Source organism: Solwaraspora sp. WMMA2059, assembly GCF_027497315.1.
GTDB lineage: Bacteria > Actinomycetota > Actinomycetes > Mycobacteriales > Micromonosporaceae > Micromonospora_E.
This window is the reverse complement of the sequence record NZ_CP114908.1, coordinates 5,028,569-5,046,810: the sequence shown is the minus strand read 5'-3', so window position 1 is coordinate 5,046,810 and position 18,242 is coordinate 5,028,569. Positions and strand designations below refer to the sequence as shown.

12 protein-coding genes are annotated in these 18,242 nt (G+C 73.3%); 5 read left to right on the top strand and 7 right to left on the bottom strand.

The genetic code is table 11. From position 1 onward, the window contains the following. Positions 1-67: 67 nt before the first annotated feature. Positions 68-5,197 carry a permease gene (locus O7553_RS23065; RefSeq protein WP_281551754.1) on the bottom strand — a complete coding sequence of 1,710 codons (5,130 nt, stop codon included), beginning with the start codon at positions 5,195-5,197 and terminating at the stop codon, positions 68-70. 166 nt (positions 5,198-5,363) lie between these two features. After that, entirely contained in the window at positions 5,364-6,791 is a 1,428-nt protein-coding gene (locus O7553_RS23060; protein WP_281551753.1) for a UDP-glucose/GDP-mannose dehydrogenase family protein, read from the bottom strand. 265 nt (positions 6,792-7,056) lie between these two features. Between O7553_RS23060 and O7553_RS23055 the strand changes: the two genes are divergently transcribed. Continuing rightward, positions 7,057-8,220, top strand: coding sequence for an acyl-CoA dehydrogenase family protein (locus tag O7553_RS23055; protein WP_281551752.1), 1,164 nt, complete (start codon positions 7,057-7,059; stop codon positions 8,218-8,220). A 27-nt stretch (positions 8,221-8,247) separates the two neighbouring features. Here O7553_RS23055 and O7553_RS23050 read toward each other — a convergent pair whose 3' ends face one another. Both O7553_RS23050 and O7553_RS23045 read right to left on the bottom strand, forming a co-directional pair. Then, entirely contained in the window at positions 8,248-9,216 is a 969-nt protein-coding gene (locus O7553_RS23050; protein WP_281551751.1) for a hypothetical protein, read from the bottom strand. An 81-nt stretch (positions 9,217-9,297) separates the two neighbouring features. Then, positions 9,298-10,029 carry a hypothetical protein gene (locus O7553_RS23045; protein ID WP_281551750.1) on the bottom strand — a complete coding sequence of 244 codons (732 nt, stop codon included), beginning with the start codon at positions 10,027-10,029 and terminating at the stop codon, positions 9,298-9,300. 274 nt (positions 10,030-10,303) lie between these two features. Between O7553_RS23045 and O7553_RS23040 the strand changes: the two genes are divergently transcribed. Together O7553_RS23040 and O7553_RS23035 are read left to right on the top strand one after the other, a co-directional pair. Beyond that, positions 10,304-12,313: an acetoacetate--CoA ligase gene (locus O7553_RS23040; protein ID WP_281551749.1), complete on the top strand. Its 2,010-nt coding sequence runs from the start codon at positions 10,304-10,306 to the stop codon at positions 12,311-12,313. A 69-nt stretch (positions 12,314-12,382) separates the two neighbouring features. Then, the gene (locus O7553_RS23035) at positions 12,383-12,721 is read left to right on the top strand and encodes a hypothetical protein (protein ID WP_281551748.1); all 339 of its coding nucleotides are present in this window, start codon (positions 12,383-12,385) and stop codon (positions 12,719-12,721) included. Positions 12,722-12,758: 37 nt separating this feature from the next. Here the strand turns inward: O7553_RS23035 and O7553_RS23030 are convergent, their stop codons facing one another. Continuing rightward, entirely contained in the window at positions 12,759-13,505 is a 747-nt protein-coding gene (locus O7553_RS23030) for a TIGR03089 family protein (protein ID WP_281551747.1), read from the bottom strand. Positions 13,506-13,701: 196 nt separating this feature from the next. On the opposite strand from O7553_RS23030, the gene O7553_RS23025 reads away from it, so the two are divergent. Beyond that, positions 13,702-14,865: a glycosyltransferase family 1 protein gene (locus O7553_RS23025; protein ID WP_281551746.1), complete on the top strand. Its 1,164-nt coding sequence runs from the start codon at positions 13,702-13,704 to the stop codon at positions 14,863-14,865. Between the two features lie 78 nt (positions 14,866-14,943). After that, positions 14,944-16,044, top strand: a complete 1,101-nt coding sequence (locus tag O7553_RS23020; protein WP_281551745.1) for a sugar phosphate nucleotidyltransferase — start codon at positions 14,944-14,946, stop codon at positions 16,042-16,044. 13 nt (positions 16,045-16,057) lie between these two features. Here O7553_RS23020 and O7553_RS23015 read toward each other — a convergent pair whose 3' ends face one another. Both O7553_RS23015 and O7553_RS23010 read right to left on the bottom strand, forming a co-directional pair. After that, positions 16,058-17,218, bottom strand: coding sequence for a coenzyme F420-0:L-glutamate ligase (locus O7553_RS23015; RefSeq protein WP_281551744.1), 1,161 nt, complete (start codon positions 17,216-17,218; stop codon positions 16,058-16,060). Continuing rightward, positions 17,215-18,240: a 2-phospho-L-lactate transferase CofD family protein gene (locus tag O7553_RS23010; RefSeq protein ID WP_281551743.1), complete on the bottom strand. Its 1,026-nt coding sequence runs from the start codon at positions 18,238-18,240 to the stop codon at positions 17,215-17,217. The genes O7553_RS23015 and O7553_RS23010 overlap by 4 nt, the downstream gene beginning before the upstream one ends. Positions 18,241-18,242 lie beyond the last annotated feature (2 nt).

Here is an 18,242-nt window from a genome sequence, read left to right as displayed (position 1 = left end):
CCCCGGCCGAATCTGCCCGGCCGGCCGCAGCGGCCGGAGCCGTCCAGCCGGGTCTCCCCGAGCGGCCTCAGCGCATGCCGCGCAGCGCGCCCCGCACCCGTTCCTGGGTCTGCCGGCGCCACTCGCTGCTGGCCCCGAGCGCCAGCAGCACCAGACCGACCGGGATCAGCACCAGCCACGGCCCGAAGAAGGTCAACGCGTGCAACGCGGTCACCGCGCTGACCACCGTACCGACCACCACCGGAGCCTGCTGCTGACTCATCGCCCCGACCAGCAGGGTGCCGACCGCACCGAGCAGCAACAGGACCTGCCGGAAACTGTTCTCCCCGGAGCTGATCACCAGCACCAGGGTGGGCAGGAACGCCGCGGCCAGTGCCGGCCCGTACGCCGTCCAACTGCTCAGGTCCGGCCGGTGCCGCAGTTCCAGGACCCCGACCAGCAGGGCGAGGACGGCGAACGGCAAGGTGTACGCCTCGGTGAGCGCCACGTCGGTGATCCGCATCAGCATCCACCAGGCGGTGATCTCACAGCCGACCGCCAGCCAGAACAGGACCCGACGCTCCATCGCGCGTCGGCCCGGCCGGGTGGCCGTCACACCGAGCACCGCGCCCCAGGCGGCCAGCAGCCCGGCCAGATGCGCGGCCGAGTCGTACGCCAGGGCCAGCGCGAGCAGTGCGGCCGCGTAGCTGCTCCACTCGACCACCGCCGCCTCGCGTACCGCCTCGGGGTGGCTGAGCCGGGGCAGCCGGGTCGCGGACAGCAGCAGGCCGGCACCGACGGCGAGTACGCCGAACGCCGACCAGCTCGGCGGGAGGCCGGCGACAAGGCCCACGGTCAGTACGAACATCTGCGCCATCACCGAGGCGAACAGCCAGCCGAGGATCCGAGCCGGCTGGCTGCGTCCGGCGTACGCGGCCACCGCTCCGACGCACACCGAGCTGCCCAGCGTGAAGACGGTCAGTTGATCGTTGGCCAGCGCGCCGGCAAGCCCGGCGCCACCGGCGGCGAGGCCGATCAGGAACAGCAGCCGGCGGGCGATGCGCAGCGGCCGGTGCCGTTCGGTGTCCGGCGGCGGTTCGGTCAGCGCCAGTCCGACCATGGCGACCGCGAAGACCAGCAGCGCCGCCATGGTGCCCGCCGGCCAGCCGACGCCGAACGACATCGGGGTGATCAGCAGGGTGATCGCCACGCCGGGCAGCACCACCGGAACCGCCTGGCCCGGCCCGCCGGTGTTGAACCCGGTCGCGGCCAGCGCCGCCGCGACGGTGAGCAGCAGCGCGGCGAGCACGTTGGTCGGGTCCACGGCGGCGGCCGGCGGATCGAGCAGCCCGGCCGGTGGTCCCTGCCAGATCGCGGTCAGCGTGCGGTACGGCTCGACCAGCGCGGCGGTCAGCGTCGGTGCCACCGCCGCGACGGCCAACGCGGTGGGCAGCGCGGCGGCTGCCAGCGCACCCTTGACCGGGCTGATCGCCCACTCCCGGCCGATCTCCAGCGGCCCCGGCTGGCTCCACCGGCCGCCGAGCCCGGACCATCGGCGACTCGGCCGGGACAGGTCCACCGGCGGTGGGGTGGCGGCCCGCAGCAGTTCGGCGAGTACGCCGAGCAGTGCGGCCCCGGCGGCGTACATGCCGGTCGGCAGGTCGGTCGGGAGCGACGCGAGGGCGGTGACCGTCGCGCCGCCGGCCAACCCGACGGTGGCGTACGGCAGGTAGTGCGGCACCTGGCGGCGGACCATGGCCAGCACGGCGACGCCGAGCGCCGAGGCGGCCAACGCCCCGGTCAGCACGATCTCCGTGGTCCAGCCGAGCGCGGCGGCCAGCGCGGCGACCGCCCCGGGCATCGCCAGCAGCGCGGCCCCGGTCGCTGCGCCACCGATCTTCGCCAGGTGCGCCGGCATCGACTCCCGGTCGGGGACGAGCTGCCCGGTACCTGCCTGATCATCCTGGTCAGTTTGACCAGCCTGGTCGGCCGGAGCGGACTGGTCGGCCAGCGTCACGGTGGCGACGACCCGGGCGAGTATCGCCACTACCACGCAGGTCAGCACCACGACACCGAGCGCGGCGGCGGTGGTCCACGGACGGACCAGGCTGGCACCGATGGCGTACAGGGCGACCGCCACGGCGACGCCGGCCCGGGCGGTGGCTGCCTGTGGATCGTCGGCGGCCACCGAGACGATCCCGTACCCGATCGCGACCAGGCATCCGACCACGATCGGCGACCACCAGGGCAGGCCGAGCGCCGCCGGGGTGCCGACGGTGGCGAGCGCGACCAGCACGCCGGCGGCGTGGAACGACCAGGGTCGGGGCAGCGCGACGGCGGCGGCCAGCGCGAGCAGTACCAGGGCCAGCGGCACCTGCCACGAGTTGGCGGCGACCTCGGTGGACCAGGCGGTCAGGTCCGCCTGCCAGAGTTGGCCCGGGGTGGCCAGTGCCTGGACGCCGCCGGCGACCGCGGTGTAGCCGGCGAGGACGGCGATGACTCCACCGCTGACTGCGGTGCCCAGGACCGGTCCGCGCCGCCAGTGCTCGGGCAGGGCGCGTACGGCGACCGCCACCAGCAGGGTCAGCGCCGCGCTGGCCACCAGTTCGGTGCCGGGTACCACGATCGCGCTGACCCTGGCCAGGGTGCCGACCAGCGCGGCGGTGGCGGCCGCTGCGGCGTAGTCGGGGCCGTCGAGCAGCCGGTCCGCCCGCCGCCCGGCGTCGATCGACGGTGCCATGAGCAGCAGCCCTGCGGCGACCAGCAGCCCGACGGCGACCCACACGTCGGCGACGGCCGCGCCGGGGGAGCCGAACGTCGCAGCGGTGACCGCGAGCGCCCCGAGCCCGGTGCCGATGGTCAACGGCCGGGGGATCTGCCGTTCGGCCACCTGCGCCAGCGCCGAGTAGCCGAGTGTGCCGCAGACCGCGAGGAAACCGGCGGCCAGGATCGGGGCGGTCGTCTCCTGGACGGTCAGCGCGGTCGGCCCCGGCGGCGGTACCAGAGCGGTGACGAACGCCGCCACCCCACCGGGCAGGGCGAATGCTGCACCGCCGGCTGCCCAACCGCCGACCGCGTCCCCGGCGGGCCGGCGACGTACCTCCGGCAGGGTCCCGGCCACCGCGATCAGTACGCCGGCGGCGGCCAGCACCAGCAGAGCGGCAGCGGTGGAGCCGGGGCGGGCCAGCGCCGCGCCCGCACCGGCGGTGCCGAGCACCGCCGCGCAGATCACGTGCACCCGGGCGGCCCGGGTGGTGTCGGTGAGGAAACCTGTGCCGGCCACCGCGACGGCGGTGAGCACCGGCAGCCACGGTGCGGCGTACCAGGGCAGTGCGAAGGACGCCGGTACGGCCAGCGCGGTCAACGTCACGCCGACGACGGTCGCCTCGCGGCGCCATTCGACCGGCATGGCGACCGCCGCCGCGATGGTGATCAACAGCGCGGCCAGGGCGAGCTGCCAGTCGGCGGGCCCGGCGTAGTCGACCAGGCTCTGCTGGTAGCCGGCCAGGTCGGCCTGCCATGCGGGCAACGCGGCGCGGACCGGTGCCAGCGCCGCTCGCAGCGCGCCACCGGCGACCAGTACGCCGAGCACGGTCAACGCGGCCGCCGCCGCGAGCTGCGGGCCACGGCGGACCTGCTCCGGCAGGGCCCGTACGCCGATTCCGGCGACGGCGACCACGGCGGCGATCAGCAGCAGCGCCGGACCGGGCAGGGCGACCGCCGCGACCCGGCTGGCCGCGCCGATGACCGCCAGGGCGAACACGCCGGCGGCCAGGTCCGGCAGTGGCGGGTGGCCCAGGGTGAATCCACCGGCGAGCCCGATCCCGGCGGCGATCAGCAGCACCGCCGCTGCGACCAGCACGTCGGGCACCGTGTCGGCGCGCAGTACCGCCACCACGGCGAACAGCAGGGCGGCTGTGACGGCGAGCCCGTGCAGGGTCCAGATCAGGTCGCGTAGCCAGAGGACGGCCGCGGTGGGTGCCGGCGGCAGCCAGCCCGGCCCTCGACCACCGTTGCCGCCACCGGGAGGCTCACCCTCGACGACGGCGTCGGCCTCCTCCGGCGCGTTCTCCGGCCGGTCGGAGCCGGTGCCGGTCGGTGCCAGCCCGGCTGACCCGGCGGGCCCGCCGGACCGGTCGACGGGCTGGTTGCCGCTGTCCGACCCGGCCGGCGCGTCCGGCCGGGGTCGAGGCGCCGTCGGCGACCCGAACCGCCAGCCGCCGCCGAGCTGCCCGGGGCCGCTCAGTAGCCGTACCAGCAGCAGATCGAGCACGGCGACCACGGCGAGGGCCGACGCCCACCCGGCAGGCCCCCGGATCACGTCCTGACCGAGCAGCGGCACCACCGGCTGGATCGCGAGCACCATGCCGTACCGGGGCAGGCGTAGCCCGGTGGTGGCGGCGTAACCGGCGGCGACCAGCGCGGTGACGGCGAAGGTGAGGCCGGCGAACGCCGACGGGCTGACCGGCCCGGCCCGGACGGCGTCGGTCGCCCAGATCGCGTAGCCGTCGATCGGGACGAGGACCAGCGCCACGGCGGCGATCGTCTCCGCGGTGGAGGTGAGCCCGCGGGCGGCGACTGCGGGCGGTGCCGCGAGCAGCAGCAGCGTGCCGGCGAACAGCACGCTCAACCGGGTGACATCGGGCAACGCGCTGTTGGCGACGGCGGCGAACACCACCACCGCCATCAGCGCGCCGAGGCCGAGCAGGACGTTCTGGATGGACTGGGCGGACGCCTCCGGTCGGGTGCCGTCCGACGACAGGACCTGGGTCGGATCGTCGCCGGCGGCGGCCGGCGGGTAGCCGGCCGGGCCGGAGCCGGGCGGTTCCGAGCCCGGTGGCGGCCCGGTCAGCGGCACGTCGTCGGCGGCCAGGTTGGGGCTCTGCCGGGGGAACCTCGGCGGGGCGGTGCCCTGGTCGGCGGTCGGCGGTCGACGCCCGGCCCGGCGGCGGACCGAGACCCGGGGCCCCGGGCCACGCCGACCGGCGGCACCGCCGGTGGACAGGATGTCCCGCTGGAAGATCGCCGCCTGCAGGTCGCTGGCCGTCTGCTTCTGCTCTTTGGCCAGCGAGAGCTCGCGGGCCTTCATTTCGGCGATGGACCGCTCGATACGGGCCAGGTCCTCAGCGAACTGCGGCTGCTCGGCACCGCACCGCGGGCAGGTCGCCGCCGCCGGCACGGTCCGCCCGCACGAGGCGCAGCGGTACGGCGTACTCATGGCACCCTCCTCCACGCCCGGACCACACTGTGGACCACTTCCTACGAAGCATGCCTAAACCAAGCAACTGTTGAACAGCCCTAGGCGGCGTGGAGATCGGAGAAAAACCGGTCGTGGGTCCGTCACGGACCCACGACCGGCCGGTTCGGCGCGGGCGGTGCCGGGCTCAGGGGCGGCCCATGCCCCGGTACTGCCAGCCGGCGCCGGTCCACAACGTCGAGTCGAGGCAGTTCCGGCCGTCGATCACCCGCCGTCCGGCGACCAGCTCACCCAACGACACCGGGTCGGCGTTACGGAAATCGGCCCACTCGGTCAGGACGCAGACCAGGTCGGCGTCGCGGACCGCGTCGACCATCGACGGTACGTAGGCCAGGTCCGGCTGCGCACGGCGGGCGTTCTCCGTACCCTCGGGGTCAAAGACCCGCACCTGCGCGCCGGTCTTGGCGAGCATCGCCGCCACCGCGAGCGACGGCGCGTCCCGTACGTCGTCGGAGTTGGGTTTGAACGTCGCCCCCAGCACCGCCACCGTCGTGCCGGACAGATCCGGCCCGGCCGGCCCGGACCGACGGTCCAGCAGCTCGGCCGCGAGCTGCACCACCCGGGACCGCCGCCGCTGGTTGATCAGATCCACCTCGTGCAGGAACCGCAACGCCTCACCCGCGCCGAGCTCCTGCGCCCTGGCCTGGAACGCCCGGATGTCCTTGGGTAGACAGCCACCGCCGAACCCGACCCCGGCCTGCAGGAACCGGTTGCCGATCCGCGGGTCGTAGCCGATCGCCCGGGCCAGCTGGGTGACGTCGCCGCCGGCCACCTCGCACACCTCGGCCATCGCGTTGATGAACGAGATCTTCGTGGCCAGGAACGCGTTCGCCGCGACCTTCACCAGCTCGGCGGTCGCGAAGTCGGTCACCACCAACGGCACCTCCCGGTCCTCGGTGGCAGCCAGGTCGAACACCCCCTTGTGCGCGGCGTACAGCATGCCGTTGGCCCACTCGCTGCGTACCCCGACCACGATCCGGTTCGGCCGCAGCACGTCCTCGACGGCGAAACCCTCCTGCAGGAACTCCGGACTCCACGCGACCTCGACGCCCAGGTCGCCCTGGGCGTGCTTGCCGACCAGCTGCTCGATCCACTCCGCGGTGCCGACCGGCACCGTCGACTTGCCGACGATCAACGCCTTACGGGACAGGTGCTGGGCCAGACCGGTCACCGCCGCCTCGACGTACGACAGGTCGGCGCCCATCGCGTCGGCCCGCTGCGGGGTACCCACACAGATGAAGTGCACGTCACCGAACTCGGCCGTCGCCGCCATGTCGGTGGTGAACCGCAGCCGTCCGGCGGCCAGGCTCCGCTTGAGCAGCTCGTCCAGGCCCGGCTCGTGGAACGGCACTTCACCTGCGGACAGCTTCGCGATCTTGTCGGCGTCGACGTCGTAGCCGATCACCTCGTAGCCGAGCTCGGCGAAACAGATGGCGTACGTCGCGCCGAGGTAACCGGTGCCGAGGAAGGTCAGCCGCGGGCGGGGGGCACCCGACGGCGGGGCCACCGCCGCGATGGCCGGAACGGGCTGGATGTTCGGGTACGGGATGGTCACGCCTTGTTCTCCGCTCGCGCTGGCGGCGCTGTGGTCGCGTCGCACTCGGTGGCCCGGTGCCGGGGGCTCGACACCAATCATCGTGGTTTTGACGTTCGCGGCGTACCGCTTCGTGGGTGCCGACTCGGCCGAGGGGTTCCGGTCGGCTGCCCGGCAGACGATAGTCCGTACGGCTGGGCGGGGGCGACCGGCATCGGCGTTACTCACCGGTATCCTCACACTCGAGCAGGATATCGAGGGAACACTCCAGGCGAGGGAGGGCGTGATGACGTCCGGGCCGGCGTTCGATGTCTATCAGTTACCAGAGGAGCACACAGCGATCCGGGAAGCGGTCCGGGAGGTGTGCGACGCGAAGGTCGCCCCCAACGCCGCTGAAGCCGACGAGACCGCACAGTTTCCCACCGCTTCCTACGACGCGCTGCGGGCAGCGGATTTCCATGCCCCGCACGTTCCGGAGCAGTACGGCGGGGCGGGCGCTGACGCCCTCGCCACCGCGATCGTCATCGAGGAAGTGGCGCGGGCCTGCGCGTCCTCGTCGTTGATCCCGGCGGTCAACAAGCTCGGCACGATGCCGCTGCTGCTGGCCGGCTCGGAGCAGTTGAAGGAGCGCTACCTGCGACCGGTGGCGTTGGGCGCGGCGATGTTCTCGTACTGCCTGTCCGAGCCGGAGGCGGGCAGCGACGCTGCGTCGATGACCACCCGCGCGGTCCGCGACGGCGACCACTGGGTGCTCAACGGGGTGAAGCGGTGGATCACCAACGCCGGTGTCTCGGAGTACTACACCGTCTTCGCGGTCACCGAGCCGGGTGCCCGGTCACGGGGGATCTCCGCTTTCGTTGTGGAGAAGTCCGACCGCGGGGTGAGCTTCGGCGCACCGGAGAAGAAACTCGGTATCAAGGGGTCACCGACCTGCGAGGTCTACCTGGACAACGTCCGGATCCCGGCGGACCGGATGATCGGCGAACCGGGCACCGGGTTCGCCACCGCGATGCGCACCCTGGACCATACCCGGGTGACGATCGCCGCCCAGGCCGTCGGCATCGCGCAGGGTGCGCTCGACTTCGCCCGCGGGTACGTGCGGGAGCGCCAGCAGTTCGGCAAGCCGATCGCCGACTTCCAGGGCGTCCAGTTCATGATCGCGGAGATGGGCATGAAGCTGGAAGCGGCCCGGCAGATCACCTACGTCGCCGCCGCCCGGTCGGAGCGCGCCGACGCAGACCTGACCTTCTTCGGGGCAGCGGCGAAGTGTTTCGCCTCAGACGCGGCCATGGAGATCACGACCGACGCGGTGCAACTGCTCGGCGGGTACGGCTACACCCGGGACTACCCGGTCGAGCGGATGATGCGGGACGCCAAGATCACTCAGATCTACGAGGGCACGAACCAGGTGCAGCGGATCGTGATGGCGCGCCAGTTGCTGACCCCCTGACCTGACCTGAGGCTTCCGGAGCCGGCCTCAGCTCGGGGACTTCCCCGCGTCGTCGGGACGGGCCGGCAGCACCGTCGTGGTCTCGTCGCCGCCGTCCGCGCCGTCCGTCGTCCGGACGATCCGGGTGGTCTCGTCGGGGTCGGTGGTGGTCGGCTGGTTGATCCGGGTGGTCTCGTCCGGGTCGGTGGTGGTCGGCTGGTTGATCCGGGTGGTCTCGTCCGGGTCGCCGCCGGTGACCGCCGGTCGGGGCGGTGCGAACGCCGACGCCTGCGGCAGCACGACGGTCGGATCGTCCCGCCGGTGCCCCGGCGGGGTCAGCCGCATCGTGTCGTGCTCCGAGTCGGGTTCGGCACCCGTCGCCGATCGGGCTGGCCGCAGCGGCGGGTTGGCGGCGGCCGGGAAAGCGATGGTCCGAGCCGGATCGCCGGTCGGTGGCTGGGCCGACCACGCCGGCGGTCCGGCGCTGCCGCCGTATCCGCCGGCCGGGTTGCTGCCGTATCCGCTCGGGTTGCCGTATCCGCCGGGGCCGGGCAGCGGGGCGGTCCGCGTCACGTCCTGCGGCGGTGGCCCGCCGGCGTACAGCGCCACCATCCGCTCACCCCGCCAACGACGTGAGCTGAACGCGGTGGCCAACAACGGGACGGCCAGCACCACGGCGAGCCCTTCGGCCGGCGCCGTGAGGACGAAATCCGTGCCGAGCAGCCGGCGCGGCATCGTCTCGTAGAACCCCACGATGTCGACGGTGGCCCAGGCCGACACTCCGACGAACGACGCCCCGGCCAGAACCGGTCCGACCGGGGACAACCGGGGCAGCAACAACAGCGCGTACGACACTCCGCAGACCGCGAGCGCGGCCAACCCGATGAACACGTCGAGCGGTGGTTCGCTGTACGCGTCCCGTCGAGCCAGCGCGTACTCGCTCAGGCCGAGCCCGGCGAGGAACCAGATCACCGGTGCGAGGAGCAGGGACAGGACCAGCGAGCCCAGGTGCCGCATCTGACCTCCTCGCGGGGATGGTGCCTTCCGGGCACGGTACCCGCCAGGCGCAACGTCACCGGCAACAGTCGGTGGGTCGGTTCAGCGAATCACCCGACTGGACCGGGGGATGGGCCGGGCCGGCCGTAGCCCGTCGCCGTCGGGTCGAACGTCTCCGGCCGGCGCGGCCAGTGTCGTCTTCGTTCTCGTCTTCGTCCGCAACGACGCCGGCCGGTCGGCGTCGGCTCGGTCCGGGCCGGTCGGTGCGTCGGCGGAGTCGTCCGACGTCGTGGCGCTGCCGCCCGGCAGCGACCAGAGCGACGGGTCGAACTCGCCGCGTGGCCGGACCGGCAACGGCTCCGCCGCCGCCGCGTCGGAACCGGCCTCGTCGTCGTCGGTGCCGTTCGTCGCGGGCCGGGATCGCCACCGCTGCCTGCTCAGCACCGCGGTGCTGAGCAGCACCCCGAGCAACGCGAGGGTGCCGTTCTCCACCGGCTGCAGCAGCACCACCGGTTCACCGAAGAGCCGCCACGGCGTACCGATCAGGTCGCGGGCACCGAACGGGTCGACGAACATCGCCACGTACGGGGCCGCCAGAGCCAGCCCGGCGGTGAGCGGACCGAGCGGGGAGAACCGTAGCGTGCCCAGCAGCCCGAGCAGCAGACCGGCGGCGAACACGAACGCGGCCGGTGCCAGCAGGGTCGCCGTGTGGTAACCGCCGTCGGTCACCCAGCCGGCGATGGTGCGGGCCGACGTCGTCTGGCCGACCGCGATCAGCACCCAGCACAGCGGTGCCGCAGCCAGGCCGCTGAGGAAGCTCCAGAGATGACGCATGGGCGAACCGTACCGTTTCGGGCGGGAGGCTCGGGCAGGGACGCAACGGGGCGGCGCACTTTCTCCCGTCCGCGTTGGCACACGCCGCAGGCTGTGCCCGTTGCGCTACCTGCCGACGACAGCTTGTGTTCCCGGCACGCTCCGTTGCGCCCCGGTCGGCAGGACAATCGATCAGCGGCACCGCCGCCGGCGGCGCGCGACGTACGCGAGGATGGAAGTGGACGGCCACACGCGGTCCGGCGACGCGGCCGCGACCCGGGGAGGAGTGTCAGTCGTGAGCGAGGTGCTGTGGCGCCCACCGGCGGACGTGCGGCAGCGGACCCGGATCGGCGGGTACCTGGCGTGGCTGGAGCGCACCCGAGGGCTGCGGTTCGCTGACTACCAGCAGCTGTGGCAGTGGTCGGTCGACGACCTGGCCGGGTTCTGGGGGTCGGTCTGGGACTACTTCGAGGTGGCCGGCCAGCAGCCGGCGGAGCAGGTGCTCGCCGACCGGCGGATGCCCGGCGCGCGGTGGTTTCCCGGTGCCCGGCTCAACTACGCCGAGCACGTGCTGCGCGCACCCGGGTTGGCCGAGGGCGCCCCGGTGGTGATCGCGCACAGCCAGACCCGAGCGCCGGTCACGCTCACCGTCGGGCAACTGCGCGACGAGGTCCGCCGGGTGCGGGCCGGGCTGCGCCGGCTCGGGGTGCGATCGGGCGACCGGGTCGCGGCGTACGCGCCGAACATCCCCGAGACGTACGTGTTGATGCTGGCCACCGCCAGCCTGGGCGCGGTCTTCTCGTCCTGCGCACCGGAGTTCGGCACCCGCAGCGTCACCGACCGCTGGCAGCAGATCGAGCCGACGGTGCTGGTCGCGGTCGACGGCTACCGGTACGGCGACAAGGCGGTCGACCGCCGGGCCGAGGTGGCGGCGATCGCGGACGCGTTGCCGTCGGCGCGGCACCGGGTGCTGATTCCGTACCTGTCGGCGGCGGACCCGGCGGAGCTGCCATGGGCCACCTCGACCTGGAGTGCGCTCACCGCGCCGACCGACGAGGCGTTGGCGTTCGACGCGGTTCCGTTCGACCAGCCGCTGTACGTGCTCTATTCGTCGGGCACCACCGGGCTGCCGAAGCCGATCGTGCACCGGCACGGCGGCATCCTGCTGGAGCATCTGAAGATGCTGGCGTTGCATCACGATCTGGGGCCGGGGGACCGCTTCTTCTGGTTCACCACCACCGGCTGGATGATGTGGAATTATCTCGCCTCCGGACCGGCGGTGGGTGCGGCGATCGTGCTGTTCGACGGCAATCCGGCGGTGCGCGCGGCCCCGGGCGGCGCGGCCAGCCCGGACCTGGGCACCTTGTGGCGGCTGGCCGCCGACACCGGTGCCACCTATTTCGGTACCTCGGCGCCGTTCCTGCTGGCCTGCCGCAAGGAAGGGCTGGCGCCGCGGAAGATCGCCGATCTGTCCCGGCTGCGCGGGGTCGGCTCGACCGGGGCGCCGCTGCCGGCTGAGGGTTTCACCTGGGTGTACCAGTCGGTCGGCGAGGACCTGCAGCTGACGTCGCTGTCCGGCGGCACCGACGTGTGCACCGGGTTCGTGGGCGGCGTACCACTGCTGCCGGTGCGGGCCGGGGAGATCGCCTGCCGGTGTCTGGGCGCGCGGGTCGAGGCCCGGGCCGCCGACGGCCGGACGGTCGTCGGTGAGCTGGGCGAGCTGGTGATCACCGAGCCGATGCCGAGCATGCCGGTCGGGTTCTGGAACGACCCGGACGGCAGCCGTTACCGGCAGGCGTACTTCGACCGGTATCCGGGGGTCTGGTGCCACGGTGACTGGATCACCATCGCCGAGGACGGCAGCTGCGCGATCACCGGCCGTTCGGACGCCACCCTGAACCGGGGCGGGGTGCGGTTGGGCACCGCCGAGTTCTACTCGGTGGTGGAGGCGTTGCCGGAGGTCGCCGACTCGCTGGTGATCCACCTGGAGGATCCACAGGGCGGGGCGGGGGAGCTGCTGCTGTTCGTGGCGTTGCGGGCCGGGGTCGGGCTGGACGACGCGCTGCGTACCCGGATCGTGCGTGAGCTGCGGTCGGCGCTGTCACCGCGGCACGTGCCGGACGGAATTCACCAGGTCGCGGCCGTGCCTCGGACGCTGTCCGGCAAGAAGCTGGAGGTGCCGGTGAAGAAGATTCTCACCGGGGTGCCGGCCGGGCAGGCGGCGGCGGCCGGGGCGTTGACCGATCCGGCGGCGTTGGCACCGTTCATCCGGTTCGCCCAGGACCGGGGGACGCCGGTGGGTTGACCGATTCTGCCGGGATGGCAACGCAGCGTCAGCGCAGCGCGTCTCACAGGCGTGGGTGTCTACTTCCGCTTGAAGATCACCGACACGCTCGGCGTCCGGGTCGAGGGGGCGCACGCCTTCAACCCGCTGGCCGGGATCACCCGGACGTTCTGGTACCGGCTGCCAACCGACTGGGTGGTGGACGGCGCGGTGCCGCGACAGCGTCGCGAGCTGCTGGTCGACCGGCTGTACGGCCCGGGCTGGCGCGACGGCAACCCGGACGGGTCCCGGTACATCATCCTCGGCGTGCAGGAGAAGCTGCTCAGCGCCGGTGAGGCGGCGGGCAAGCCGTGGCTGGCCGACCGGGCCGGGTTCTACGTCTGCGCGCCGGACGGCGAACTGCGGGAAGTGGTGCCCCGCGAACTCTGACTGGTTCCGACCGGCAGGCGGTGCCGACGACGACCGCTCAGGCCAGGACCAGATCGACCTTTTCGCTGTCCACCCGCCCGTCGAGCCGCTGCCGGTCGAGGTTGCGGCAGAGCACCATGGTCGCCTCGGCGGCCAGCGGCGCCAGCAGCCAGTCGGTCGGGTCCGGGTACCGGTCGCAGTCGACCAGGACCCGGGCCCCGGCCCCGATGCCCAGCTCCGCGCCGCGCCGGCGGGCCCGGCCGGCCAGCTCCGCGTCCTGTCGGTCGACCGCCGGGTACGGAGTGAAATGGTCGCCGTGGCCGCGTACCTCGGTGATGTAGTCGGTCCAGCCGGACGGCAGCTCCCGGGCGGGTGCCGCCATCGGGGCGAGGCTGAGCAGGTAGCGCTCACCGGCGGGCCGCCGATCGACCTCGGGCACCGCCGGTGGGCTGGCGAAGAGCACTTCCGCAGCCGGGTCGTCGGGCAGCGCCGGCAGGGGGTCCCGGCCGGCCGGGGTGCCGGGCCCAGCGGCCGGGGCGGTCCGCACCACCAGCGCGGCCGACCAGCAACCGAGCAGGACGCCGGCGGTCTGCCAGTGGGCCGGCAACGCGACGTCGGCGTGGTCACCGGCGGCCGCGCCGGCCCCGTCCACCACCAGGTTGGCGGTCTTGGCCACCCAGTTGGCCAGCGTCGCACCGGACAGCTCGGTCCGGTCGCCGGTCGCGTCGTCGTACCAGGTGAGCAGGGGCCGCGTCGGGTCCGCAGTGACGGCGACCGCGAGCAGCCCGGCCAGGTTGTTGGTCATCGGGCCGAGCGTAGCGCCGTCACTGTACGTACACGCTGTCACCGGGTGGTCTCGCCCCGCTGATCGTCGGCGGCGCGGTTCGCCGCGACGCGTTTTCGGTCGCGTCGTCGACACGGCGGACGGCGTCGGGCGGCGTAGTCTTGGCACACGTGTCGTTCTTCACAACCCTCCACCACCCCCTTAGAGGAGTTGCCCAGTGACCGCCGGTCGACCGCCCCGCGTACTCATCGACGCAACGAGCGTGCCCACCGACCGCGGTGGTGTCGGTCGATACGTTGACGGCCTGCTGGGGGCCCTCGGCGCGCTCATCGGCAGCGGCGTCGAGCTCTCCGTCGTAGCGCTGCGTACAGATGTCGAGCGGTACACCCGGATGTTGCCGGCCGCCGACGTGATCGCCGCGCCGGCCGCCGTCGCGCATCGCCCGGCCCGGCTGGCCTGGGAGCAGACCGGGTTGCCGCTGCTCGCCCAGCAGGCCGGTGCTGATGTGCTGCACTCGCCGTACTACACCTGTCCGATGCGGGCGGGATGTCCGGTAACGGTAACTGTGCACGATGCGACGTTCTTCACGGAACCGGAGCACTACGACAAGTCGCGGCGAACCTTCTTCCGCAGCGCGATCAAGACCTCGCTGCGCCGGGCCAGTCGGGTGATCGTGCCCAGCAAGGCCAGCCGTGACGAGCTGATCCGGCTGCTCAACGCCGACCAGGCCCGGATCGACGTGGCGTACCACGGCGTCGACTGCGGCGCCTTCCACGTGCCCAGCGACGAAGAGAAGGCCCGGGTACGGGCCCGGCTCGGGCTGACCGGCACCGACTACATCGCGTTCCTCGGTGCCAAGGAGCCGCGCAAGAACGTGCCCAACCTGATCCGGGGCTGGGTGCGCGCGGTGCAGGACCGGCCCGATCCGCCGGCGCTCGTGGTCGCCGGCGGGCAGGGCCACGACGACGACATCGACCGTGCCGTCTCCGACGTCCCGGCCCACCTGCGGCTGCTGCGTCCCGGCTACCTGCGCTACGCCGACCTGCCCGGTTTCCTCGGCGGTGCCCTCGTCGCCGCCTACCCGTCCTATGGGGAGGGCTTCGGCCTGCCGATCCTGGAGGCGATGGCCTGCGGTACCCCGGTGCTGACCACGCCGCGGCTGTCGCTGCCTGAGGTCGGCGGTGATGCGGTCGCCTACACCAGCGAGGATCCGGACCGGATCGCCGCCGACCTGGTGGCCTTGCTCGACGACGAGGCCCGCCGGCACGCGCTGGCCAAGGCCGGGGTGGACCGGGCCAAGGAGTTCACCTGGTCATCCAGCGCCGAGGTGCACGTGGCGTCGTGGAGCCGGGCCGCCAGCATGAACCGGGCCGCCTGGTGACCCGGCCACTACTCACCGGTACGGGGAGGTATCCACCATCTCCTCGGGTGGCGTGCCCGTGCCGGGCATGATGTGCTGATGCTCTTCGCCGTCATTCCGGCGGGTGGCAGCGGCACCCGACTGTGGCCGCTGTCCCGCGCCGGTAACCCTAAATTCCTGCACCCCCTCACCGGCACCACGGCCTCGCTGCTGCAGGCGACCGTCGCGCGGCTGGCACCGCTGACCGATCCGGAACGGATTCTGGTGGTGACCGGTGCGGCGCACGCCGCAGCGGTCGCCCGGCAGTTGGCTACGGTGCCGGAGGAGAACGTGCTCGTCGAGCCGTCGCCCCGGGACTCCTGCGCGGCGATCGCCCTCGCCGCCGCAGTCGTCGCCCGGCGTGAGCCGCAGGCCGTGATGGGTTCGTTCGCGGCCGACCACCTGATCGGCGACACCGACCGGTACGTCGAGACCATCCGTCAGGCGGTGGACGGAGCCCGCACCGGCCTGCTGATGACCGTTGGTATCACCCCCACCCGGCCGGAGACCGGCTACGGCTACCTGGCCTGCGGCGACACCATCGGCCCCGGGCCGGTCCGCCGGGTCGAGCAGTTCACCGAGAAGCCAGGGCTGGCGGTCGCCGAGAACTACCTGCGCTCGGGTCGCCACCTCTGGAACGCCAGCATGTTCGTCTGGCGGGTCGACGTGTTCCTCACCGAGTTGGCCCGCCAACAACCCGAGCTGCACTCCGGCCTGACCCGGATCGCCGCCCGGTGGGACAGCCCCGACCGTGACGAGGTGCTCGGCGACGTCTGGCCGACGTTGCCCCGCATCTCCGTCGACTACGCGGTGATGGAGGGCGCGGCCGCCGCCGGGCGGGTCGGCACCGTCCCCGGCGACTTCGGCTGGAACGACGTCGGGGATTTCCACACCCTCGGTGACGTGCTGCCCACCGATCCGGACGGCAACGTCGTCCTCGGCGCCCCGGCGGCCGAGGAGAAGCCGGGGGTGCTGCTGCGGGACAGCAGCGGTTTGGTGGTGGTGCCGCACTCCGGCCGGCTGGTCGCAGCGCTCGGCGTACGGGACCTGATCGTGGTGGACACCCCCGACGCGGTGATGGTCTGCCCCCGCGACCGGGCGCAGGACGTCAAACGGTTGGTGGACGCGCTCAAGGAACGCGGCGAGGACGGGTACGTGTAAGCCGCCCGGTCCGTCACGGCGTCGCGACGAGCCCGAGCAGGACGACGGTGCCGTCGGGGCCGGCGACGGTACCTAGCTCGGCGCTGGCGACACCGTCGGCCGCCAGCGCCGCCCGTAGCCGGTGCAGGTCGGTGCCGAAGCGCACCAGGTCCGGCGGCGTATCGCCCGGCGGCCGGCAGCGCAGCAACGCCGGGTACGCCGCGTCGGCCGGCAAACCGTCGGCCGCGCTCCGCAGGCTGTCGGCGTCGGCCAGCTCGAAGCGGGTGCCGGGGGCCACCACCTCGGACACCAGCCGGACCGCCCGGGCCACGGTCTCGCCGTCGACCGCAGACGGGCCGTCGACCGGACGAGGGTCGTCGACTCCGGCGGCCGGAGCGCCCGCCGGCCCGCCCGGCGGCAGGGTCGCCGCCGCGAGCAGCCCGGCCCGGCGGGCCTCCGCCGTACCCAGCGTGAACAGGTCCTGACCTGGTTCGCGGATCAGCGGTCGTACGCCCGGCCCGGCGGGACCGGCCGGCCCCGCCGGCGGTTCGGCCCGCCACGGGTAGCCGCGGACCACCGCCACCGGCACCTGCTCCGACTTGCCCTTCACCAGGTCCCCGGCAGCAGCCATCTCGTCGACCACCGCCATCTGCGTCAGCCGCAGCTCGTTGCCGTACCGGTCGGTCTGGCCGCGGTAGTCGCGCACCGGGTCGATACCGGCGGCCCCGAGCGCGACGTCGGTCAGGCCGTTGCGCCACGGCCGTCCCATGGTGTCCGACACGACGACCGCAAGATCGAGCCCCAGCCGGGCGTAGAGACCGGCGCGCAGCTGCCGGGCCGACCGGTCCGGATCGACCGGTAACAGCACCAGCCGGGTGGGAGCCACATTCGAGTTGTCGATCCCGGCGGCCGCCATCACGAACCCGTGCCGGGTCCGGACGATCCGGGTCGCCCCACGCCGTGCCACCACCTCGACGGTCTCGGCGGCCAGCACCTCGTCGCGGACCAGGCTGCGGTCCGGTTCGTCGGCCGGCAGATCCACCAGCCGGCCCTCGGCCTTCGAAACGATCTTGCTGGTCACCACGAGGACGTCGCCGTCGCGCAGCCAGGGTGCGGCGTCCCCGATCAGCGCCGCCAGGTCGTCACCGGGAACCACCTCGCCGATCCCGGCGACCGGCAGGATCTCCAGCCTCATCCGGTCACCCCGGTCGGCCGGCCGGCCAGTTCGATCGCGGCGCCGACCATCGCGGCCGTCGCCGTCTCGTCGGACATCCACAGCGGTACGGCCCGCACCTCGATCCCTTGCACCCGGGTGGCCTCGTCCACCGGGTCGACCAGCCAGCCGTCCAGCAGCCCACCGGCGCGCCGGGCACCGTAGAGCGCCGCCACCCCCGCCGCCGTGCACGGTTCACCCAGCACCGCGAGGCACCGGTCGGCCATGCCGCGTACCGGGGCGTCGCCGATGATCGGCGAGACCCCGACCACCGGGGCCGTATTGCCGGCCAGCGCTTCGTGGATCCCGGGTACGGCGAGCACCGGCGCGATGCTCACCACCGGGTTGCTCGGTGCGATCAGCACGACGTCGGCGGCGGCCAGTGCCTCCGGTACGCCGGCCGCCGGCTTGGCCTGTGCCGCGCCGACGAAGACGAACCGGTGGGTGGGCAGCGCGCCCCGATGGCGTACCCACCATTCCTGGAAGTGGATGGCCCGCTCGCCGCCGGCATCGGGCCCCGGCCCCGGCCCCGGCCCCGGCCCCGGCCCCGGCCCCGACTCCGGGTCCGAGACGACGACGTGGGTCTCCAGCCGGTCGTCGGTGGCCGGAAGCAGCCTCACCCCCGGCCGCCAGCGGGCGCAGAGCGCCTCGGTGACCGCCGACAGCGGGTAGCCGGCGTTGAGCATGGTGGTGCGGACCAGGTGGGTGGCGACGTCCCGGTCACCGAGCCCGAACCAGGTGGGTTCCGCCTGGTACGCGGCCAGCTCGTTCTTCACCGCCCAGGTCTCGTCGACCCGGCCCCAGCCACGCTCCGGATCCGCGCCACCGCCGAGTGTGTACATCACGCTGTCGAGGTCCGGGCTGATCCGCAACCCGTGCAGGATGACGTCGTCACCGACGTTGACCACGGCGGTCAGCTCGGCTCCGGTGCGTCGGGCGTACTCCCGCGCGCCGACCAGGAACTTCGCGCCGCCGATCCCGCCGGTCAGTACCACGATCCGCATGC